Source organism: Tenacibaculum finnmarkense (assembly GCF_900239185.1).
GTDB classification, from domain to species: Bacteria; Bacteroidota; Bacteroidia; order Flavobacteriales; family Flavobacteriaceae; genus Polaribacter; species Polaribacter finnmarkensis.
Genome location: NZ_OENA01000085.1, coordinates 13,274 through 33,991, shown reverse-complemented (window position 1 = coordinate 33,991; position 20,718 = coordinate 13,274). Strand labels below are relative to the sequence as shown.

At 31.2% G+C, this 20,718-nt stretch carries 22 protein-coding genes; 15 read left to right on the top strand and 7 right to left on the bottom strand.

Annotated elements, in window-relative coordinates:
* Nucleotides 1–71 precede the first annotated feature (71 nt).
* The 3 genes from fsa (at nt 72) to AQ1689_RS10060 (ending at nt 3,053) form a co-directional block, all read left to right on the top strand.
* Nucleotides 72–725, top strand: a complete 654-nt coding sequence (gene fsa / locus AQ1689_RS10070) for a fructose-6-phosphate aldolase (protein WP_058884596.1) — start codon at nt 72–74, stop codon at nt 723–725.
* 137 nt (nt 726–862) lie between these two features.
* Complete coding sequence (gene menD, locus AQ1689_RS10065) at nt 863–2,578, top strand: 2-succinyl-5-enolpyruvyl-6-hydroxy-3-cyclohexene-1-carboxylic-acid synthase (RefSeq protein ID WP_101956004.1); 1,716 nt, start codon at nt 863–865, stop codon at nt 2,576–2,578.
* Between the two features lies 1 nt (nt 2,579).
* Entirely contained in the window at nt 2,580–3,053 is a 474-nt protein-coding gene (locus AQ1689_RS10060) for a S1 RNA-binding domain-containing protein (protein WP_101915828.1), read from the top strand.
* 93 nt (nt 3,054–3,146) lie between these two features.
* Here the strand turns inward: AQ1689_RS10060 and AQ1689_RS10055 are convergent, their stop codons facing one another.
* Entirely contained in the window at nt 3,147–4,427 is a 1,281-nt protein-coding gene (locus AQ1689_RS10055; protein ID WP_145993759.1) for an alpha/beta hydrolase-fold protein, read from the bottom strand.
* 93 nt (nt 4,428–4,520) lie between these two features.
* Here AQ1689_RS10055 and AQ1689_RS10050 point away from each other — a divergent pair, with 93 nt between their 5' ends.
* From AQ1689_RS10050 to ftsY, 7 genes are all read left to right on the top strand, one after another.
* On the top strand, nt 4,521–5,360 hold the full coding sequence (locus AQ1689_RS10050; protein WP_101956002.1) for a 1,4-dihydroxy-2-naphthoyl-CoA synthase: 840 nt from the start codon (nt 4,521–4,523) through the stop codon (nt 5,358–5,360).
* Between the two features lie 86 nt (nt 5,361–5,446).
* Nucleotides 5,447–6,055, top strand: coding sequence for a fumarylacetoacetate hydrolase family protein (locus AQ1689_RS10045; RefSeq protein ID WP_101915825.1), 609 nt, complete (start codon nt 5,447–5,449; stop codon nt 6,053–6,055).
* 45 nt (nt 6,056–6,100) lie between these two features.
* Nucleotides 6,101–7,348 carry a competence/damage-inducible protein A gene (locus AQ1689_RS10040; protein ID WP_101956001.1) on the top strand — a complete coding sequence of 416 codons (1,248 nt, stop codon included), beginning with the start codon at nt 6,101–6,103 and terminating at the stop codon, nt 7,346–7,348.
* A gap of 256 nt (nt 7,349–7,604) precedes the next feature.
* The gene (rpmB, locus tag AQ1689_RS10035) at nt 7,605–7,844 is read left to right on the top strand and encodes a 50S ribosomal protein L28 (RefSeq protein ID WP_058886229.1); all 240 of its coding nucleotides are present in this window, start codon (nt 7,605–7,607) and stop codon (nt 7,842–7,844) included.
* Between the two features lie 27 nt (nt 7,845–7,871).
* Nucleotides 7,872–8,054 (top strand): 50S ribosomal protein L33, encoded by a 183-nt coding sequence (gene rpmG, locus AQ1689_RS10030; protein ID WP_058884603.1) that lies wholly within the window; start codon nt 7,872–7,874, stop codon nt 8,052–8,054.
* Between the two features lie 37 nt (nt 8,055–8,091).
* Nucleotides 8,092–8,244, top strand: a complete 153-nt coding sequence (locus tag AQ1689_RS10025) for a DUF4295 domain-containing protein (protein ID WP_101915823.1) — start codon at nt 8,092–8,094, stop codon at nt 8,242–8,244.
* Nucleotides 8,245–8,441: 197 nt separating this feature from the next.
* Nucleotides 8,442–9,395, top strand: coding sequence for a signal recognition particle-docking protein FtsY (gene ftsY, locus AQ1689_RS10020; protein WP_058884604.1), 954 nt, complete (start codon nt 8,442–8,444; stop codon nt 9,393–9,395).
* Nucleotides 9,396–9,588: 193 nt separating this feature from the next.
* Here the strand turns inward: ftsY and AQ1689_RS10015 are convergent, their stop codons facing one another.
* Nucleotides 9,589–10,662 carry a hypothetical protein gene (locus tag AQ1689_RS10015; RefSeq protein ID WP_101956000.1) on the bottom strand — a complete coding sequence of 358 codons (1,074 nt, stop codon included), beginning with the start codon at nt 10,660–10,662 and terminating at the stop codon, nt 9,589–9,591.
* A 450-nt stretch (nt 10,663–11,112) separates the two neighbouring features.
* On the opposite strand from AQ1689_RS10015, the gene rimO reads away from it, so the two are divergent.
* On the top strand, nt 11,113–12,474 hold the full coding sequence (gene rimO, locus AQ1689_RS10010) for a 30S ribosomal protein S12 methylthiotransferase RimO (protein ID WP_101915821.1): 1,362 nt from the start codon (nt 11,113–11,115) through the stop codon (nt 12,472–12,474).
* 213 nt (nt 12,475–12,687) lie between these two features.
* Here rimO and AQ1689_RS10005 read toward each other — a convergent pair whose 3' ends face one another.
* Nucleotides 12,688–13,083, bottom strand: coding sequence for a DUF6122 family protein (locus AQ1689_RS10005; protein ID WP_198913842.1), 396 nt, complete (start codon nt 13,081–13,083; stop codon nt 12,688–12,690).
* Nucleotides 13,084–13,186: 103 nt separating this feature from the next.
* Here AQ1689_RS10005 and AQ1689_RS10000 point away from each other — a divergent pair, with 103 nt between their 5' ends.
* The 3 genes from AQ1689_RS10000 to AQ1689_RS09990 all read left to right on the top strand — a co-directional run bounded on the left by AQ1689_RS10000 (nt 13,187) and on the right by AQ1689_RS09990 (nt 15,483).
* Nucleotides 13,187–13,951 carry a TIGR02757 family protein gene (locus tag AQ1689_RS10000; RefSeq protein WP_101955999.1) on the top strand — a complete coding sequence of 255 codons (765 nt, stop codon included), beginning with the start codon at nt 13,187–13,189 and terminating at the stop codon, nt 13,949–13,951.
* Between the two features lie 244 nt (nt 13,952–14,195).
* The gene (locus AQ1689_RS09995) at nt 14,196–14,861 is read left to right on the top strand and encodes a hypothetical protein (RefSeq protein WP_145993758.1); all 666 of its coding nucleotides are present in this window, start codon (nt 14,196–14,198) and stop codon (nt 14,859–14,861) included.
* Nucleotides 14,862–14,961: 100 nt separating this feature from the next.
* Complete coding sequence (locus AQ1689_RS09990; protein WP_101915819.1) at nt 14,962–15,483, top strand: hypothetical protein; 522 nt, start codon at nt 14,962–14,964, stop codon at nt 15,481–15,483.
* A 165-nt stretch (nt 15,484–15,648) separates the two neighbouring features.
* On the opposite strand, the gene AQ1689_RS09985 is transcribed toward AQ1689_RS09990, so the two are convergent.
* Nucleotides 15,649–16,866 carry a BaiN/RdsA family NAD(P)/FAD-dependent oxidoreductase gene (locus AQ1689_RS09985; RefSeq protein WP_101955997.1) on the bottom strand — a complete coding sequence of 406 codons (1,218 nt, stop codon included), beginning with the start codon at nt 16,864–16,866 and terminating at the stop codon, nt 15,649–15,651.
* Nucleotides 16,867–17,025: 159 nt separating this feature from the next.
* Here AQ1689_RS09985 and AQ1689_RS09980 point away from each other — a divergent pair, with 159 nt between their 5' ends.
* Nucleotides 17,026–17,667, top strand: a complete 642-nt coding sequence (locus AQ1689_RS09980) for an aquaporin (RefSeq protein ID WP_180947575.1) — start codon at nt 17,026–17,028, stop codon at nt 17,665–17,667.
* A gap of 130 nt (nt 17,668–17,797) precedes the next feature.
* On the opposite strand, the gene gldG is transcribed toward AQ1689_RS09980, so the two are convergent.
* Genes gldG through AQ1689_RS09965 form a run of 3 tightly spaced genes read right to left on the bottom strand, consistent with a single transcriptional unit; the run spans nt 17,798 to nt 20,686 of the window.
* Entirely contained in the window at nt 17,798–19,441 is a 1,644-nt protein-coding gene (gene gldG, locus AQ1689_RS09975) for a gliding motility-associated ABC transporter substrate-binding protein GldG (protein ID WP_101955996.1), read from the bottom strand.
* Nucleotides 19,434–20,153, bottom strand: a complete 720-nt coding sequence (gene gldF / locus AQ1689_RS09970; RefSeq protein WP_101915816.1) for a gliding motility-associated ABC transporter permease subunit GldF — start codon at nt 20,151–20,153, stop codon at nt 19,434–19,436. The genes gldG and gldF overlap by 8 nt, the downstream gene beginning before the upstream one ends.
* The gene (locus AQ1689_RS09965) at nt 20,153–20,686 is read right to left on the bottom strand and encodes a GNAT family N-acetyltransferase (protein WP_101955995.1); all 534 of its coding nucleotides are present in this window, start codon (nt 20,684–20,686) and stop codon (nt 20,153–20,155) included. The genes gldF and AQ1689_RS09965 overlap by 1 nt, the downstream gene beginning before the upstream one ends.
* Between the last annotated feature and the right edge of the window lie 32 nt (nt 20,687–20,718).

Here is a 20,718-nt window from a genome sequence, read left to right as displayed (position 1 = left end):
TGCAAGCAATATTCTGTAAAGTCAAAATCGCTTTTAATTAAAATTAATTTAACCACATAACATATATACAGATGAAATTTTTTATTGATACAGCAAATTTAGCACAAATTAAAGAAGCACAAGCTTTAGGAATTTTGGATGGTGTAACAACCAATCCATCTTTAATGGCAAAAGAAGGAATTACAGGGCATGAAAATATCATAAATCATTACAAGGCTATCTGTGAAATTGTTGAAGGCGATGTTTCTGCTGAGGTTATTTCAACAGATTTCGAAGGAATGAAAAAAGAAGGGGATGCTTTGGCTGCTTTAAATCCTCAAATCGTGGTAAAATTACCAATGATAAAAGACGGAATTAAAGCCTGTAAATATTTCTCTGATAAAGGAATAAGAACCAATGTAACTTTAGTTTTTTCAGCAGGTCAAGCCTTATTAGCGGCAAAAGCAGGGGCAACCTATGTATCGCCATTTATTGGTCGTTTAGACGATATTTCAACAGATGGATTAAATTTAATCTCTGAAATTCGTTTAATTTATGACAACTATAATTTTGAAACACAAATTTTAGCGGCATCTGTACGTCATACCATGCACATTATTGATTGTGCAAAATTAGGAGCAAATGTAATGACAGGACCTTTAAGTGCTATCGAAGGATTGTTAAAACACCCTTTAACAGACATCGGTTTAGCAAAGTTTTTAGAAGATTATAAAAAAGGAAATTAAGTAATATTATTGTTTTAAAATAGGAAGTCAGAGAAGTAAAAGGATGTTTTGTCTTTAATTTTTCTGACTTTTTATTTCTTTAAAAATAAAGGAAATCTTGAGTTTCTATAATATTGAAACGTATTAATTAAAGTAAAATGTATCCTAAAAAAGAACTCGCACAATTAGTTATTTCGGCATGTCATCAATTTAATATTGATACCGTTATTATTTCGCCAGGATCAAGAAACGCACCGTTGACTATTGGGTTTTCAAATCACCCGAATATAGAAACATTAAGTGTTGTTGATGAGCGTTGTGCTGCTTTTTTTGCCTTAGGAATCGCTCAGCAAAAGCGAAAACCTGTGGCTATGATTTGTTCTTCAGGCTCTGCATTATTAAATTATTATCCCGCCATAGCGGAGGCCTTTTACAGCAATATTCCGCTGGTGGTAATTTCTGCGGATAGACCCAAACATTTAATCGATATTGGCGATGGGCAAACCATCCGTCAGGAAAATGTGTTTGAAAATCATGTATTATTTTCGGCAAATTTAACAGAATCGACCAATAAATCGGGCAATCAGTTTATTCAAAATAAAACGTTAGTAAGTAAAGCCTTGCAAATTGCAATTTCAAAAAAAGCACCGGTACATATTAATGTTCCTTTTGATGAGCCTTTGTATGAAACTGTTGATGAATTAAAAAAGGTTGATTTTTCTGAAAATTTAGATGAAAATTACAAAAATCATGAGAAAAATGCTGAAAATTATGAGAAATTACTAGAAATTTGGAATACATCTTCTAAAAAAATGATTTTAGTAGGAAGTCATTTCCCGGAGGATGAATTGCAAGCTGTTTTAAGTAATTTAGCGGATAATCAGTCTGTTTTAGTTTTTACAGAAACGACTTCAAATTTATATCATTTAAAATTTATCAACAGCATTGATAAATTGATTATTCCTTTAAACGAAGCTGATTTTTTGGCATTGCGCCCAGCGGTTTTAATTACCTTGGGAGGAATGGTAATTTCTAAGAAAATAAAGCAATTCTTGCGAAAATATGCACCCGAAAACCATTGGCATATTGATGAATTTAAACCGATGGATACCTATCAATGTTTATCGGAATTTGTGCAAGAGAAACCGGTACATTTTTTACGAAAATTAGTAAATCAGCAAGAAGATTATCAAGGAAATAAAGTAAGTGAATTAGCAGAGGTCAGCAATTTTTATCAACAAAAATGGCTGGTTAAAAAGCAAGAACGAAATCAAAAACATCAACAATATTTAGCAAATTGTGAATATTCCGATTTAAAAGTATTTGAAACCATTTTAAAAGCAATTCCTAGTAATTCACAGCTTCAAATTAGCAACAGTTCTATTATCAGGTATTCGCAATTGTTTGACACCAATAAAACCTTGCAAATATTTTGTAATAGAGGAACGAGCGGGATTGACGGAAGTACAAGTACCGCAATTGGAGCGGGATTTGCTACAAAAACCATCAAAAGAACAACTTTTATTACCGGAGATTTAAGCTTTTTTTACGACAGCAACGCTTTATGGAACACCAATATTCCTTCAGATTTTAGAATTATTATAATAAACAATGCTGGTGGCGGAATTTTTAGGTTTATCCCTGGGCCATCGACTACAAATGCCACAAATTATTTTGAAACGCCACATAATTTAACAGCGGAACATTTGGCAAAAATGTATGATTTTGAATGTACAGCTATTTCAAATTTAGAAGAATTAACAGCTGGGTTGCCTGATTTTTATACAAAATCGGTTCAACCAAAAATAATGGAGATTTTTACTCCAAAAGAAATAAATGACGTAGTTTTAAAGAACTATTTTAAAAACTTATAAAATGGAATTACAAGACGGATTATACGAAGACTCACAAGAAAATTCACAAGACGAATCACAAGGTGGTTTACAGGAAGGAGATCAGGTAAATTTAAAAATAGTAGAGCAAACACCTTTAGGCTACAATGTTTTAATTGATGATGAATTTGACGGTTTATTGTTTAACAGCGAAGTATATCAAGACATTGAAGAAGGCATGGAAACCTACGGATACGTTAAAAAAATACGTGATGATGGTAAAATAGATGTGTCGTTACGCCCACAGGGTTTTAGAAATGTAATTGACAGCGATGCTGATGTAATTATGCGTAAATTAGATGAAAAAGGCTATTTAATGCTTACTGATAAAAGCTCGCCTGAATCAATTAAATTTCGTTTACAGATGAGTAAAAAGGCTTTTAAAAGAGCTATTGGTGGTTTGTATAAAGATAAAAAAATTGAATTAAAGCAAGACAGAATTGAATTAATTAAATAATTAAGAACAATAATTACTGTTTTAAAATAGGTTTTTTAACAAAAAAATCCGCAACCAAAAGGCTGCGGATTTTTTGATTTTTAAGGCTTAAAATTATTCGCCGTTATCTTCATTATTCTCGTTATTATTGTCTTCGGGGTTTTCCTCTGGATTATCGTCTAAGTTTTCCTCTAAATTGTCTTCAGGTAAAGCTTCTTCTTTTGGTTGGCTTTCTTTTAAGCTAGTTACACGTTTAATATTCTCATAAAAAGCATTGGCATTTGGGTCAGAAGGGTTCATTTTTCCAAAGGCTGCTTTGTAGTAAAACTCCGCTTTATCGTAGGCTTTTCCTAGTTCGTGGTATTTTCCAACGTAAAAATCACCAATATGTGAATTGGGGTATTTTATCATTACAAAATCACCTAAAACACGTAAGTAATCTCCATCTTGTTTATCAATAACAATGTTTTCAATGGCAAAAATATCTTCTAATCGAACATTTAAATTCGATCCGTATAAATATTGAATGTCTAAATATTTTTGTTCTACATATTTAATTGCTTCTAAAGGATCTAAATCTTTAATTTTTTGGTCAAATTCACTTTTTGTTATTTTAGCGTATAAATAAAACATTTTTTCAAATGCTCGTGGTATGGTTTCGCCAATTACAGATAAATAACTAGGGGCGTTTTCAAATTTATCAAAAGTAATGTGTAGGTTTTTTGCTTCAAAAGAGGCTAAAAAAGCACTAATTTCACTAAAATATTCCTGTTGTTTCGGGTTGATGTATTTCTTATTATTACTAGTATATAAAAAATAGGTATTGTCTTTTTGAGCCAATCTTCCTAAAGAATAAGACTGAATGGCGCTAGCGCTAAATTTGGTGAACTGTGGCGTAATACAGATAAATGCGTTAAATAAAGGCTCGGCATCTTTTAAAAAATAGGTGCTAAAATTAGCTGCTTTTCCTTCGGCAGCTATTGTCATAAAAGGAGAGGTTCTGTAATTTAATTCCATATAAGGAATCAGTTCTTTTTTGATGAACTTCTGAAATTTTTTAGCAGTATTTGTTAGGGCATTATTAGAAGGGATAATTGAAATATCCTTTTTATAGGTGTTTTCCATATCAATTCCAACAACAATTTGTCGGGGAGCTTTGTCGGTATTTGCATATAATTTTGCATTACCAACATACATATCAAAAAGATATTGACTGCCTAAAACAATGGCTAAAGGGTATTGGGTAGTTTCATCTTTTTCGTAATTTTTGGGGATGTAAATTTTTACAGATCGACCCTTCTTAAAAAAGGTAGAATTAATGTTATCGGTAATCACTTTTTGTGAAAAAATGCTAGTACTTATTGCTAAAGCGACTAAAAAAAAGAGTTGTTTCATAGAGGTTTGTATTATATCGTTCAAATATAAAAAAGAAAAACAAAGTTATTATGTTATTTTTGCTGTACTTATTAACGATACTATTTTAAAATTATGATACAACCTCAATGGAAAGTTGCCAAAGAGTATGAAGATATTACTTATAAAAAGTCGCATAACGTAGCAAGAATAGCGTTTAACCGTCCTGATATACGAAATGCTTTTCGCCCACATACAACCTCAGAATTGCTAGATGCTTTTCAAGACGCGCACGAAGATGTTAATATAGGAGTAGTGTTATTATCGGCAGAAGGTCCTTCGTCAAAAGATGGAATTTGGAGTTTTTGTTCTGGTGGCGATCAAAATGCCCGTGGCGATAAAGGCTATGTTGGTAAAGATGGTTACCACCGTTTAAATATTTTAGAAGTACAACGATTGATTCGTTTTATGCCAAAAGCGGTAATTTGCGTGGTTCCAGGTTGGGCAGTTGGTGGCGGACATAGTTTACATGTTGTTTGCGATTTAACTTTAGCAAGTAAAGAACACGCTATTTTTAAACAAACCGATGCCGATGTAACGTCATTTGATGCAGGATACGGATCAGCATATTTAGCGAAAATGGTTGGGCAGAAAAAAGCACGTGAAATTTTCTTTTTAGGAAGAAATTACTCGGCGCAAGAAGCGTATGATATGGGAATGGTTAATGCGGTAATTCCTCATGATGAATTAGAGCAAACTGCTTTTGATTGGGCGCAAGAAATTTTAGAAAAATCGCCAATGTCTATTAAAATGTTAAAATTCGCTATGAATTTAACCGATGATGGCATGGTTGGGCAACAAGTTTTTGCTGGTGAAGTTACGCGTTTAGCTTATATGACCGATGAAGCAAAAGAAGGGCGTGATGCTTTTTTAGAAAAAAGAAAACCGAATTTCCCTAAAACTTGGATACCATAATCAATTAATAAATTTTCAATGATGAATTACGAATTCTTATTTTTAAGAATTCGTAATTTTAAATTATTAATTCGTAATTAAAATAAATGAAAATAATTTGTATCGGGCGTAATTATGCCAAACATATTGAAGAATTGGCAAATGAAAAGCCAGAGAGTCCTGTTGTTTTTTTAAAACCAGACTCGGCAATTCTTCCAAAAAAAATGCCCTTTTTTATTCCACCTTTTTCTGATGATATTCATTATGAAGTGGAGGTTTTGGTAAAGATAAATAAGGTAGGGAAACATATTTCGTCAAAATTTGCTCATAAATATTATGATGAAATAGGTTTAGGAATCGATTTTACAGCAAGAGACGTACAAGCAACATGTAAAGAAAAAGGTTTACCTTGGGAAAAAGCAAAAGCCTTTGACGGTAGTGCCGTTATCGGTAATTTTTATCCGAAGGAAGAGTTTAATTTAGAAAGCATTTCTTTTCAATTACATAAAAATGATGAAGTTGTTCAAGATGGAAACTCTGAAACGATGCTTTGGAAAATTGATGAATTAATTAGTTATGTATCGCAATATTTTACCTTAAAAAAAGGAGATGTTATTTTTACAGGAACACCTGCAGGAGTTGGTAGGGTCGTTGAAAATGATGTTTTAACAGGTGTTATTGAGGGTAAGCAAGCTTTTAATATTAAAATAAAATAAATATACATCCCGCTTTTTGCGGGATTCTTTTTTAATAAAAATAAGATGAACGCAGAAATAATAACTATTGGTGATGAAATTTTAATCGGTCAAATTGTTGACACAAATTCACAATGGATAGGGCAGGAATTAAATAAAATTGGGGTTTCGGTATATCAAATATCATCTATTCAAGATGAAAAACAACATATTTTAAATGCCTTAAAAGAGGCTGAAAGTAGAGCCGATATTGTAATTATAACAGGTGGTTTAGGTCCTACAAATGATGATATCACCAAAAAAACAATAGCCGAGTATTTTAAGGATACTGAAATTATTGAATATCCATCGGTTATTGAACATATTAAAGCGTTGTTTAAAAAAGTAAAGCATCCTTATAATGAGGTTCAAAAATACCAGGCGCAATTGCCATCAAAGGCAACCTTATTAATGAATCAATTTGGTACAGCACCAGGAATGTGGTTTTTTGAAAATGATACTGCCTTTGTGTCATTACCAGGAGTGCCTTATGAAATGAAAGGTTTAATGACCGATGAAGTATTGCCTCGAATTCAGCAAAAATATAAGCTACCTTATATAATACACACCACAATTATGACAGTTGGCGTAGGTGAAAGTGTTATTGCCCAAAGAATTGAAGATTGGGAAAATAGCCTGCCATCACATATAAAGTTAGCGTATTTACCATCTTTTGGAAAAGTTAGATTGCGAATTTCGGCAAAAGGAAGTGATAAAGAAACTCTTGAAAAAGAAGTAGCTAGTAAAGTAGCAATATTAAATACTTTAATTTCTGATGTAATTGTAGGTTTTGATACAGATGCATCTATAGAAAAAAGAGTAGGGGATTTATTAATCGCCAAAAATAAAACAGTAAGTACTGCCGAAAGTTTAACAGGAGGAAAAATTGGAGCTAATTTAGTGTCAATAGCAGGTTCTTCGGCATATTTTAAAGGAGGTTTTATAACGTATACCGCCGAATTAAAAGAGCAGTTATTAGGTGTTTCAAAACAAACAATACAAGAATTTAGTGTTGTTAGTAAACAAGTTGCTAAAGAAATGGCGGTTGGTTGTTTAAAAAAATTAAAAACAGATTTTGCTATAGCGGTAACAGGAAACGCAGGACCAACTACTGATGATACCGATAAAAGTGTAGGTGTTGTTTGTATTGCTATTGCAAGTAAACAGGGGGTTGAGGTGCATGAGTTTAATTTTGGGCAACCTCGCGAAAAAGTACTAAATAGAACCGTTACCAAAGCTTTAGACTTGTTACAAGGATGTATTTTAAAAGAGTAATTAATTGTTTTTTAGCTCGCTATCATTTGTTGAAAAATAATTGCGAATAAGTTATTAAATATTTTTTTAATTAGGCGTGTATATTCAAAAAAAATTGTAAATTTGCCGTCAGTTACGCTTCCAGTAGGTTAGATGCTTAACCTCAGTTAGAATAGATCAAAAATAATAAGAATTTAAATGAGAATTTTTTGCGCAATCAATATAAATGCGTAAATTTGCCCCTCGTTTAGAAATAATACTAAAAACTGTCAAGAAGATGTCTAGAGTTTGTGAACTTACAGGAAAAAAAGCAATGGTTGGGAACAATGTTTCTCACGCATTAAATAGAACTAAAAGAAAATTTAACGCTAACTTAATGACTAAGCGTTTCTTTATACCAGAAGAAAGTAAATGGATTACTTTAAAAGTATCTGCTTCTGCATTAAAAAATATTAATAAAAAAGGAATCTCTGCTGTGATTAAAAGCGCTAGAGAGAATGGTTTTTTAACTAAATAATTCCTTACTAGATAAAATTTCACAGAGATGGCAAAAAAAGGAAACAGAGTTCAGGTTATATTAGAATGTACTGAACACAAAGCAACTGGTTTACCAGGAACTTCACGTTATATTACTACAAAGAACAAAAAAAACACTCCTGATAGAATGGAATTAAAGAAATTTAATTCAATCTTAAAGAAGATGACAGTTCATAAAGAAATTAAATAATTAAAAGTTTTTTTAAAACTTTAATAAACCATAGAACATGGCAAAGAAATCAGTAGCATCGTTACAAACAGGAGCGAAAAGATTAACTAAAGCAATCAAAATGGTAAAGTCTCCAAAAACAGGAGCTTATACATTTGTTGGAGCTATTATGGATCCTGCACAAGTAAATGATTTTATCAAGAAAAATTAATACTTGTTTACAAAATATATAAAAGCTACTTTCATAAGAGAGTAGCTTTTTTTTGTGCTAAAAAACTGTATTTTTGGACGTTAGCTCTTTTTTGTGTTTCTAATATACTTGTTAGAATGACAAATAGCGTGACAATTTGACTATAGAATAAGTTTGGTATGGTTTTTAACCTTTATAAATGATTGTAAAATTTAACTATGAGTTTTTTTAAGAAAATTTTCTCAAGAGAGAAGAAAGAAACATTAGACAAAGGACTAGAAAAAACAAAAACAAGTTTTTTCTCTAAATTATCTAAAGCCGTTGCAGGAAAAACAAAAGTCGATGCTGCTGTTTTAGATAATTTAGAAGAAATATTAGTTTCTTCGGATGTTGGTGTAGCTACTACATTGAAAATTATTGATAGAATTGAAGCTCGAGTTGCTAGAGATAAATACGTGGGAACTGATGAATTAAACCAAATTCTTAGAGATGAGATTGCGGGTTTACTTTCTGAAACAAACACGAAAGATGCTACCGAATTTACCGTTCCTACCAATAATAAACCGCATGTAATAATGGTGGTTGGTGTAAATGGTGTTGGTAAAACAACTACGATTGGTAAGTTAGCATCGCAGTTTAAAAAGCAAGGCTTGAGTGTTGTTTTAGGAGCTGCTGATACTTTTAGAGCCGCAGCAATTGACCAATTACAGGTTTGGGCAGATAGAACTGATGTGCCAATTGTGCGTCAAGAAATGGGGTCTGATCCTGCGTCTGTGGCGTTTGATACGGTTACCTCTGGTATTAATCAAAATGCCGATGTTATTATTATTGATACCGCTGGTCGTTTACATAATAAGGTTAATTTAATGAATGAATTAACGAAGATTAAACGTGTAATGCAAAAAGTAATACCCAATGCACCGCATGAAGTATTGTTAGTTTTAGACGGTTCGACAGGTCAGAATGCTTTTGAACAAGCAAAGCAATTTACCAAAGCGACAGAAGTTACTTCGTTAGCAGTTACCAAGTTAGATGGAACTGCAAAAGGTGGTGTTGTTATTGGTATTTCTGATCAGTTTCAGATTCCTGTAAAATATATTGGTGTTGGTGAAGCAATTGATGATTTACAAGTGTTTAATAAACATGAATTTGTAGATTCTTTCTTTAAATAAGAAATTTTAAACATATTTTTTAAAATTATAAATATAAAAAAACTCCCAAATTGGGAGTTTTTTGTGTTTTACTGAAAAAATTAATAACGAATTAAAGTCTTAAACGTATAATTTAATTTATAGATATTTAAGTTATCGTCAAAGGCATTTTTTACTTCCAATAATTTACTTTCAAGATCAATTATTTTAGCGTCTATTTTAGTTGCATCACCAATATTTTTACTTTTTTGTAAAACTTTTTTAAGTTCAAGTTGATAAATGTAGAGGCGTATTCTTTACTCAAAGATTCAATTTCATCTCTAATAAATTTTGCCTGATTTAACGCATAATTTGGATAAATTAATTTATTATCGGTTAAATGAGCGCTGTAAGAAAAAGGTTTTAAATTGATTATTTGCGCTACCTTTTGCTGTACAATAGTGTTTGTATAATACCTGTTTATTAGCTGTGTTAAAGACGTTTTTTTGTCTTTTTCTGATATCATATTAGGGTTTAACGTATTTGAACGCTCGGTGGTATATTGAGTTAATAACAACACCAATCCTTTTTTTCTGATATCTAATGTTCTTAAATTTTGTTCAAAATTAACTTGACATTTTGCCAAACCTTCATAATGTTCTAAATATACTTTTAATGATTTTTTTAGTTCAACAATATGATTTATAGACACATTTTTATCTTTTATAGCATTTCCGATTACTAAATCGACAATAGATTTAATCGAATTAACAATGGGCATTGCGCTACTTATTGTTTTGGTTATCGGCGATTTGATAATATTATCAACAAAAAGTAAAAACTTTGATTTTTTAATTCCATTGATTTTACTTTTTCCTTTAAAGATGTTTTTTTCGATAATAATAGCAATTTGATTCGATAATGAAAAACCTAATTCCGCATTTTCAGGATTGTTTAAACTTGATATTTTAGTCAGATAATCGCTCGTTGCATCTAATTGTTTGATGGCATTTAAACTCACATTTGCTGCAAAAACAAAATCAGTGGTATTGACTATTTTTTTTCTTCGTTGTTGCAGCTGTTTTTTTAAACTAAAAAGCTCGGCATCGGTTAAACTTTTAATTTTTCGATTGTTAGACTCCATCAGTTCTTCAAAATTTTCAACTTTTAAAACAATAGTATCTAATTTTTCTTTGGTGTTTAATAAATTAAAATAGTTTTTGTAAATAATATTGATCGAGTCTTTTAGGGTTTGTCCGCTTGCATTTGAAGATAAAATGATAATAAAAATAAAGAATGCTTTTTTCATGCTGTTTAATAGTTGCTGTTTCAGAATGGTGTATAAAGCTGCGAATTTACAAAAATGAAATATAAACGTCATGCTGAAATAAACTCTCGTTAACCGATGTGATTTCTTAATTTTTATGTGATAATTTTTTTCAGATGAAATTGAAACGGGTATAAACAAAGTAATCGAATAGTTTAAAATTAGTACAAATGCCTAGCCCCGATTGTAGCAATTGTTTGAGCTCTTTTTTGTTTTTTTCTTTTAAAAAAATAAAAAAAGCGAGTGCGGAAAGCGGGAAATTGCTTCAAAAAATTTTTATAGCAGAAAAACAACAAATCGAATGCAAGTTTCTTTAATTTTTTAATAACCGCTACAATTAGTAGCGATTAAAGTTCTATTTACTTATAAAAAAACAGGCTGTAAAATCTTTTTTTAAACAGTATCTTTGCAACCTAAAATTTTTATAGCACAATGCGCACAAAATCACCAAAGCAGAATAAAATCAACGTAGTAACCTTAGGATGTTCTAAAAACATTTACGATAGTGAAATTTTAATGGGACAATTAAAAGCCAATGGTAAAAACGTAGTTCATGAAGATCCTGAAGATGATGGTAATATTGTAGTTATCAATACCTGCGGTTTTATCGGAAAAGCCAAAGAAGAAAGTATTGATACCATTTTGCATTACGCACAACGTAAAGAAGCGGGTGAAATAGATAAAGTTTTTGTTTCAGGATGTTTAAGCGAGCGCTATAAACCCGATTTAGAAAACGAAATTAAAAATGTAGATCAGTATTTTGGAACCCATGAATTACCTGAATTATTAAAGGTTTTAGAGGCGGATTATAAGCATGAATTAATCGGAGAGCGTTTAACAACGACGCCAAAACATTACGCATATTTAAAAATTGCCGAAGGTTGCGATCGCCCATGTTCATTTTGTGCAATTCCTTTAATGAGAGGAAAACACAAATCGACACCGATTGAAGATATTATTATTGAAGCGACTAAATTAGCTAAAAAAGGAATCAAAGAATTGATGTTAATCGCGCAAGATTTAACCTATTATGGGTTGGATATTTATAAAAAACGTGCCTTAGCTGATTTATTAAAAGAGCTGGTAAAAGTTGATGGAATTGAATGGATTCGTTTGCATTATGCCTTTCCTTCAGGTTTTCCGATGGATGTTTTAGAGGTAATGAAAAACGAGCCAAAGGTTTGTAATTATTTAGATATTCCGTTGCAACATATTAATACGGAAATTTTAAAATCGATGAAACGTGGAACAACCCACGAAAAAACAACTGCCTTAATTCATAAGTTTAGAGAAGCTGTGCCAAAAATGGCAATTAGAACTACTTTAATTGTTGGATATCCTGGTGAAACAGAGGAACAATTTGAAGAATTAAAAGCATGGGTTGAAGAAATGCGTTTCGAAAGAATGGGAGCTTTTGAATATTCTCATGAAGAAAATACAGGTGCTTTTGTTTTAGAAGATGATGTTCCTGCGGATGTAAAATTCCGAAGAGTAAATGAAATAATGGAAGTGCAAGGGCAAATTTCTTGGGAATTAAACCAGGCAAAAATTGGTAAAACCTACCGTTGTTTATTCGACAGAAAAGATGGTGAATATTTTTACGGGCGTACTGAATACGATTCGCCAGATGTTGATAATGATGTAATTGTAGATGCTACAAAACATTATATTAAATTAGGAGAATTTATCGATATTAAAATTGATGAAGCGGGTGATTTTGATTTATACGGAACTCCGCTTGTAAAGCAAGAAAAGCCAACAAGTTTAAATCAGCGTAAGAAAATAAATCATTAATAAGATGTTTTCTGAAAGATTTATAAAGATTTTGAAATTTTTTGAAAGTTTTTTGAAAAGATAAAAATTATAAAAACCCTGCTTTTAGCGGGGTTTTTTATGCGTTTTTGTTTGAGATTAATATTGAAATTAAACCAAATTATCGTTATGCTAAATTTATTTTCAGCATCGTATTCTGATTTTCCGTAGTTTCTTAAAAAGATAGTATAGTCGCTAAAAAAACTTCATTATAAATTCCAAAACACCTTGAGCAGGCGTATTTACATAACAGGTTTTACATTGATAAAACATAAATAAACAATCGATTAAATCGGTAATCATGTGTAATAAAAGCCCTAATCCGATGAAATTATAGGGTTTTTTGAAAAATAATAACACGACATACAAAGCCATTGCATAGTAGGTATGTAAAATATGAAAACCAAAACTGCACCGATTTTCTTGAAATATTGGTGTTGCAAAAAGATGGTCTAAATCGACTAACATCGTTGAAATTAAAATTAGTGCGACTTTTTTCCATTCTTTTCTGAAGAAAAAATATCCGATTAAAATAGGAAATCCGAAGTGTAAGAAATAATGAACTACTGTTTGTGTTTTGATGAAATCCAACGAAAATGATTTTAAAAATGATGTTTAAAAATAAGGAATGAAATTGCTACTGTTTTTTAAATCGATTACTTTTACCAGATAATCACACAAAATAGCCGCCATTTTGAATCCAAATGAATTAAAAGAGTTTTTAGACGCAAAAGTACAGCAATATAATAGTTTTGACTTTATTGCCCCCGATCCAATTTCGATTCCACACAAATTTTCTGTGAAAGAAGATATTGAAATTTCGGGTTTTTTGGCAGCAACAATTGCTTGGGGAAATAGGAAAAGCATCTTAAAAAATGCCAATAAAATGATGGATTTGCTAGGGAATTCGCCCTACGATTTTGTAATGAATCATCAAGAACATCATTTAGAAAACTTAGATGGTTTTGTGCATAGAACTTTTAATGCTATCGATTTTTCACATTTTATAAAGGCGTTAAAACATATTTATACACATCATAATGGCTTAGAAAATATTTTCAATAAACACGCTTCCAAAGATTCTTTACAACCTGCAATTCATGAATTGAAAAAGATATTTTTTGAAATAGAACACCCAAGCAGAACCACAAAACACGTATCTGATCCGTATAAAAAATCGGCATGTAAAAGAATTAATATGTGGCTTAGGTGGATGATTAGAAATGACAATACAGGCGTAGATTTTGGTCTTTGGAAAAATATATCACCCGCCATTTTGTCGTGTCCGTTAGATGTTCATTCTGGAAATGTTGGGCGTAAATTGGGTCTTTTAACGAGAAAACAAAACGATGCCAAAGCGTTATTAGAATTAGATACTTCGCTTAGAAAACTAGACAGCGAAGACCCTGTAAAATATGATTTTGCCTTATTCGGATTGGGAGTTTTTGAGAAGTTTTAAGGGGTTTTTAAATTTAATATAGTTTTTGTGATTTGTGAAGGAATTATTCAAAAGTAAAAGCGAAAAGAAAGTTTAAAAGTTATAAAAAGTTTTTTAGATTAATTATGTTTATAGTTGATAATGAGGTGTATAAGTTTCTTTTTTTTGGGAAGGGATTTTGTTTTGTTGTTGCTAATGAATTAAATATAAAAACGGAGAAAAGTCGAAAATCCGAATTAGAGAGTAGGCAAAAAATAAAAAAAATATGAAAAAAGGACTTTTACTTATTGGAATCATCTCATTACTTCTATCTTGTTCCTCACCAATGAACAAAAAATTTAGTGAAAAAACATTTAAAGAAGATATTGAAGCTATTAAAAGTAATATCGACTCAACTGAATTAGAATTATTAGCAGGCTCAATGCTCATGCTAAAATTTAAAGGTGAGAAAATTGAAGAAATGACATATTCTCAAATTCTAGAAAATGGAAAAAAATGGAAAGTAGAACAAGATAGAATTGAAGCAGAACAAAAAGCACTTGCTGAAAAAGCTGAAAAGGAACAAATTGAAAAATACAAAAGGCTTAATCAAGCAGTTATAGTATCTTGCTTTGATAAAGGTTATACAAAATATAATTATGAAGATTATATTACTTATAAATTTATAATAAAGAACAAATCAGCCAAAAAAATACGAGCTATAAAAGGAAACATAACATTTACAAATTTATTTGATGATAAAATTAACTCACTAAGTTTCGTGTATGATAAACCAATTGAAGCAGGTGAAGAAGTTACTTATAATGCACAAACTGACTACAATCAATTCAGAGAAGAAGACAAAACATTAAGAAACAAAGATTTGAAAGATTTAAAAGTAGTTTGGAAACCTGAAAAAGTAATATTTGGTGATGGGAAAATTCTAGAATAAGGCATAAGTAGATATCTAATTTTATTTGCGTAGTTATTTTTAACTACGCAAATAATCATATAAAATACAATTAGAATAGAAAATACTAAAAAAAGAAAAAATGAACTTATTCAACGAATTTATAAGGTCAGCCGTAAGGCAAATTGGTCGTGATGGAGGAAAAGTTGTCAGTAATAAAATTTACAAGAATCAACATGGTACTCCTATTTATAATAGTAATGAAACAACAACTTTTCTTAAAGAAGAAGACCAAGAAGAATTACATATTGATATGTCTATTCAAAAACAAATAAAAGGAGGAGGTTTAGGTATTATATTAAAAGGATTAATAATACAGATAATACCGTTTGGAATTATAGCTGTTATCTATAAGGGAATTAAATATTTGAATCAAAAAGATATTAATATATACAGAAGGAAAGCTAACAGAGTTCCTGATAAAAGACACACAAGTGGCTACAGAACTGATGGCTATTCAATTGTAAAAACTAATGATAAAAGAGAGTTAGATAATAATGAAATAAATTTATTGAAAAATAGAGGATATTCATATCTAGCTTCTGTACTTATATTTTTTACGTTAGGCTATCTATTATTGTATATAAATGAAAGCCCTAGCTAGCGCAAGCATCTTGCTTATGCCGTTAAACAAGCTAAAATCATCACTCGTTATAATACATTTTTTCCTGTATTACTACTGTTATTCGCTTTTGTCACGAGCGGGACGCTCGCGCTAGCAGAGGCTGTAAAAAGTTATTTAAAAAAAACACGAAGAAGGCATTAATAATTAATTATTGATGTCTTTTTCATTTAAATAATCTGCAACAAAAACACCCATACTAAAACAAGCTTGCAATAAATAACCACCCGTTGGAGCATTCCAATCGAGCATTTCGCCGATGCAAAACGTGTTTTTAAGGTTTATAAGCTCAAAATTTTCAGTAACCTGTTTTAAAGAAACGCCGCCAGTTGTAGAAATCGCTTCATTTAACGGCGCAGAATCTTCTATAATAAGCGGGAAGGACTTTATTTTTTGTGCTAACATATTTTTATCAAGATATTCCTCTTTCGTTAAAAATGACTTTAATAAATCAATTTGAACAGGGCTTAATTTTAAAACTTTTTTAAGAATATCAGTAATGCTGTAATTCGATGTGTTTATTTTTTTGAAGATTTCATCTAAGCTAAACATCGGTTTTAAATCTAGATAAATACTTGCTTGTTTGTTTTGGGAAAGTTGCGATTGTATTTCTGGGCTTAACGCATAAATAGCATTTCCTTCCAAGCCAAATTTTGTAATTACAAGCTCTCCTTTTTGGGTTTTATCGAAGCAAGAAAGAGCAATGTTTTTTAAAGGTTTTCCTTCATTTTTTAAAATAAAATCAGGTTTCCATGCAATTTTATACGCACAATTTGAAGGCAAAAAAGGACGTGTTTTAATGCTTTTATCCTCAAAAATAGGCAACCAATTACCATCAGAACCTGTGATTTTCCAACTTCCGCCTCCCATAGAAAAAATAGTATAATCGGCAGAAATAATAGTGTTTTTATTTTCAGTATTATTTTGATGTTCAAAAATCAAATTATTATCAGAAGCCCAACCCTTCCATTGGTAATCACATAAAAAACGAACACCTTTATCCGAAGAAAATTGTTTGATTTTTGATAAAACACTAATCGGTTTGATGCCTTTTTCAGGGTAAATTCGGTTGCTACTTCCCTTAAAAGTTGGGATATTTAATTTCAATAACCAAGCCTGTAAATCATCATTTGAAAAATTTAATAAGGCATTTTTAAGAAAATAATCAGGCGTATATCTGTCAATCATTTTATGAATATCTTCGCCGTGGCTAAGATTAAAACCGCCATCACCAGCGACTAAAAATTTGCGTCCTACCGATTTTTTTTGCTCATAAATAGTAACATCAAATTTTTTGGTATCTAAAAATGCACTAGCAAAAAGTGCCGCCGCGCCACCGCCAATAATGGCTATTGATTTCTTCATTTTGCAAAATTACTATTTGTTTATTGAAAGATTCCTATAAATGTAAAAAATCAAAGGAAGTCGGTTTTTATCAATCGATATTTAAAAGACAAAATTTAGTTGTTAAAAAGGTAAAATAAATATCAAATAAATATGAAATATTTAGTTCATATTTGCAAAATGAAGAAAAAATATATTTCAGAATTAATAGGAACTTTTGCCTTAATTTTCTGCGGAACAGGAGCGATGACGGTAAATGAAATTACCGGCGGAACAGATTTAACCCATACGGGCGTTGCCATAACTTGGGGGTTAATAGTAATGGCGATGATTTATGCTTTTGGCGAAATTTCGGGCGCACATTTTAATCCTGCGGTCACTATTGCTTTCGCTTTTGCTAAAAAATTTCCGTGGAAAGAAGTTCCAAAGTATATTATTTTTCAATTAATAGGAGCAATATTAGCAAGCTGTATGCTCTGGGTTTTATTCCCCGAAAGTGAATATTTTGGGGCAACAATTCCGTCAATTGTGCCGTGGCGTGCATTTATTTTAGAGCTATTATTAACCTTCTTTTTAATGCTAACCATTATCAATGTTTCGTCAGGAAGCAAGGAAGTTGGCGTAATGGCAGGAATTGCAATTGGAGGCGTAGTTTTACTAGAAGCCATGTTTGCAGGCCCGATGACAAAAGCATCCATGAACCCAGTACGTTCAATTGCTCCCGCTTTAATTTCAGGACATTTAGAGCATTTGTGGTTGTATATTTTAGCCCCTATTTTAGGCGCGATATTAGCTGTCTTTTCTTGGAAATTAGTCAAGTAATTTCCTTTTTTATTAGAAGCTATTTCCCGCTTTTCGCACTCGCTCTTTTTTTGAAGAAAAATCAAAAAAAGGAGCTCAAACAATTGCTACAATCGGGGCTAGGGTTTTGTGCTTATTTTGAAGATATTGCCTAATTTCCATATTTTTTCTTCCTAAAATAACGAAATCCAAAACCGAATAAAGCTAGTAAAAGCAAGGGAATACCGATATTTATAAATTGCCAAAAACGTTTTTGAGTGTAGGCTTTTTTCTTATTTAATAAGTTTATTTGTACGGTTTTATTTCTTAGGTTAATTAAGCCAGTATCGTCTAGTAAATAATCAATGGTATTGATTAAAAATTCTTTGTTTCCAAACTGTTCGCCAGTCCATTTATCTAAGGCTAAATCGTGTGGTTTTCCTTTTAAAATTTGATTTCTAGCCACATCACCATCGGCAATAACAACCATTTTATTTGCAGTACTTTTAGCTTTAAAAAGTGGTGTATTAAATGGTTTTGTTCTGTTTTTATATGCCGAATTAAAATCGCCTTCTAACAAAACGGCTAACAATTGTCGCCCGCTATTGTATTGTTTTTCTTTAGGTTGTTTTGCAATACTTTGCAATGCTACAAAATTAGGCGTTCCTATTTTTTTTGTTAAAAGAGACGTAACAAATAACGGTGTTTTTTTGATGTGTCCTTTTAAGGTGTCTATTTGCGTGGTAAAACGAAAACGAACAGGAGCAATATTTTTGGTAATCGGGTGGTTTGGGTTTCCATTTACTAGCGGATGATAAAACCAATTTAAGTGCTTAAACTGTGCTTGATTTCCTGTGTTTCCTGTTGCTAACGGTATTTTAGCCGAATATAAATCTTGAATTAATGTGTTATTAACACGAACTTGATAGCTAAATAATAGGTCTGTTAGGTTTAAATCACGTGGAAAAGCGAGCATTTTTCCATTATTATACAGGCTGTCGGTATCGGCATAATTGGTGTCAAGCATCCAAAGAGTTTTACCGCCATTGCTAATAAACTGATCGAGTGTGAATTTTTCTTGTTCGGTAAAACGTTCGGTAGGTTTTGCGATAATAGCTAAATCATACTTGGTTAAATCGCTAAGTGTTTTCTGAGGGTTTTTTGCCACACTGTCTAAAGTAAATTTTGCCAAACGATATTTTTGACTAATTTCTGTCAGTAAACTATATACATCGATATCTTCTAATTCACCATTACCAGCAATTACGGCGATTTTTTGTTTTTGATTTCTTGTAATATTGTTTATCGCATTTGCAAAAGAATATTCTAGTTTTTCAATGGCATTTTGTAGCTGTTTTTCTTGTGTTTTTGCTATAGTATTTGGTAATAAAGAAACCAATTCAGTTTTTTGTCCGCTGCTAATTTCTGCCCAAGGAAAAATAATAGCTTCCGACAATTTCCCGTCTTCTTCGACAGTTAATTGACTAGGCATCATGCCTTTTTTTATTAGTTTTTCACGAATATTATTCGGGTTGATAAATCGAAATTGAACGTTTGAATTTAGGGCTTTTAATTCTTCTAAAAATTGACGTGTTTCGGTTTGTAAGCGCTTAAATTCTGCAGGGAAATCGCCTTCTAAATAAACGTTAATAAAAATAATGTTTTCTAATTTATCCAATAGATTAATACTGGTTTTAGAAATCGTATAACGGTTGTCTTGTGTTAAATCGAAGCGTTTGTAAACGGAGTTTGAAAGGTAGTTTATCAATAATAATCCGAAGAAAGCAAAGGCGCTATATTGTAGCTTTTTATTCATTTTTTAACTGTTGTTTGGTCATCAATAAAAAGAAAAAAGTAAGGCTGATAAAATAAATAATATCGCGGGTATCTAAAACACCACGACTAATACTTTTAAAATGTTCGTACATTCCAAATTGTTGTAGCGTATATCCTGAATTTCCAAAAGAAGAACTTAAAGAGTCAAATCCGTAGAACAAAATAAAGCTGATAAAAACGCTTAAAATAAACGCGACAATTTGATTTTTAGAAAGCGTAGAGGTAAATAAACCAATTGCGGTATAAGTTGCGGCTAAAAAAAGAAGCCCTAAATACGAACCAATGGTACTGCCAATATCTACATTACCAACAGGGTTTCCAAGTGTATAAATGGTATAAACGTAGGTTAATGTTGGTGCTAAAGCAATGCAAACTAATACTAGGCAGGCTAAAAATTTCCCGACAACAATTTGCCAATCGGTTACTGGTTTTGTTCTTAATAGCTCAATAGTTCCACTGTTAAATTCATCAGCAAAACTTTTCATGGTAATGGCAGGAATCAAAAATAAAAAAAACCAAGGCGCTAGGTAAAAGAAAGAACTCATATCAGCAAAACCTGCATTTAAAATATTAGAAGTATCTTTAAAAACCCATAAAAATAAGCCATTTACAAGTAAAAATACCCCAATAACTAAATACGCTATTGAGGATGAAAAAAATGAATTAATTTCTTTTTTTAGTATTGAATACATTATTCTTGGTTTATGTCAAGACGAAAAATAGCATTGTCTTCTGGTAAATCTTCTTTTTTATTTTCTTGTAAAATAAATTGATTTTTTTCTAATAACGTTATCGCATCAGAATTATTTTGATGGGTAATGGCATCAATAGTTTTTAATTCGGCAGTTAATTGTGTAAACGCTAAAATAGTTTTCATGCTTTGATCCATAAAACCTTCTTTTTGATAATCAGGCATTAGTTCATAGCTTATTTTTGCCGAATTATCTTCCGAATTTATATCATAAAGATTAATTGAGCCAATAATTTTAGCACTTTCTTGCAATTCAATTGCCCAAAAAATACCGCTTTGAGTTTCAAAATTATCTAAACAAGCTTGAATAAAAGCATCAGCATCATTTAAATTTTTAGGGGTTTCTCTTGTAATTAATTTGTTAATTTCTTTGTTAGAACGCAATTTAAAAATAGCTCTTTTATCGTTAAAAGATACTTGGCGTAATGTTAATCTTTCTGTAGAAAGTTTTGGGAAAATTGTGGGGTAATTCATTATTGTAAACGTCTGGTTTTATTAATACTCTA

What these genes read in the sequence shown, in the direction of transcription:
- AQ1689_RS10015 (WP_101956000.1), bottom strand. Translation starts at nt 10,662, where the DNA reads ATGAAAAAAGCATTCTTTATTTTTATTATCATTTTATCTTCAAATGCA.
- rimO (WP_101915821.1), top strand. Translation starts at nt 11,113, where the DNA reads ATGCGCACAAAATCACCAAAGCAGAATAAAATCAACGTAGTAACCTTA.
- AQ1689_RS09990 (WP_101915819.1), top strand. Translation starts at nt 14,962, where the DNA reads ATGAACTTATTCAACGAATTTATAAGGTCAGCCGTAAGGCAAATTGGT.
- AQ1689_RS10055 (WP_145993759.1), bottom strand. Translation starts at nt 4,427, where the DNA reads ATGAAACAACTCTTTTTTTTAGTCGCTTTAGCAATAAGTACTAGCATT.
- AQ1689_RS10025 (WP_101915823.1), top strand. Translation starts at nt 8,092, where the DNA reads ATGGCAAAGAAATCAGTAGCATCGTTACAAACAGGAGCGAAAAGATTA.
- AQ1689_RS09995 (WP_145993758.1), top strand. Translation starts at nt 14,196, where the DNA reads ATGAAAAAAGGACTTTTACTTATTGGAATCATCTCATTACTTCTATCT.
- fsa (WP_058884596.1), top strand. Translation starts at nt 72, where the DNA reads ATGAAATTTTTTATTGATACAGCAAATTTAGCACAAATTAAAGAAGCA.
- AQ1689_RS10045 (WP_101915825.1), top strand. Translation starts at nt 5,447, where the DNA reads ATGAAAATAATTTGTATCGGGCGTAATTATGCCAAACATATTGAAGAA.
- AQ1689_RS10060 (WP_101915828.1), top strand. Translation starts at nt 2,580, where the DNA reads ATGGAATTACAAGACGGATTATACGAAGACTCACAAGAAAATTCACAA.
- AQ1689_RS10050 (WP_101956002.1), top strand. Translation starts at nt 4,521, where the DNA reads ATGATACAACCTCAATGGAAAGTTGCCAAAGAGTATGAAGATATTACT.
- AQ1689_RS09980 (WP_180947575.1), top strand. Translation starts at nt 17,026, where the DNA reads ATGAAGAAAAAATATATTTCAGAATTAATAGGAACTTTTGCCTTAATT.
- rpmG (WP_058884603.1), top strand. Translation starts at nt 7,872, where the DNA reads ATGGCAAAAAAAGGAAACAGAGTTCAGGTTATATTAGAATGTACTGAA.
- menD (WP_101956004.1), top strand. Translation starts at nt 863, where the DNA reads ATGTATCCTAAAAAAGAACTCGCACAATTAGTTATTTCGGCATGTCAT.
- rpmB (WP_058886229.1), top strand. Translation starts at nt 7,605, where the DNA reads ATGTCTAGAGTTTGTGAACTTACAGGAAAAAAAGCAATGGTTGGGAAC.
- ftsY (WP_058884604.1), top strand. Translation starts at nt 8,442, where the DNA reads ATGAGTTTTTTTAAGAAAATTTTCTCAAGAGAGAAGAAAGAAACATTA.
- AQ1689_RS10040 (WP_101956001.1), top strand. Translation starts at nt 6,101, where the DNA reads ATGAACGCAGAAATAATAACTATTGGTGATGAAATTTTAATCGGTCAA.
- gldF (WP_101915816.1), bottom strand. Translation starts at nt 20,153, where the DNA reads ATGTATTCAATACTAAAAAAAGAAATTAATTCATTTTTTTCATCCTCA.
- AQ1689_RS09965 (WP_101955995.1), bottom strand. Translation starts at nt 20,686, where the DNA reads ATGAATTACCCCACAATTTTCCCAAAACTTTCTACAGAAAGATTAACA.
- AQ1689_RS09985 (WP_101955997.1), bottom strand. Translation starts at nt 16,866, where the DNA reads ATGAAGAAATCAATAGCCATTATTGGCGGTGGCGCGGCGGCACTTTTT.
- gldG (WP_101955996.1), bottom strand. Translation starts at nt 19,441, where the DNA reads ATGAATAAAAAGCTACAATATAGCGCCTTTGCTTTCTTCGGATTATTA.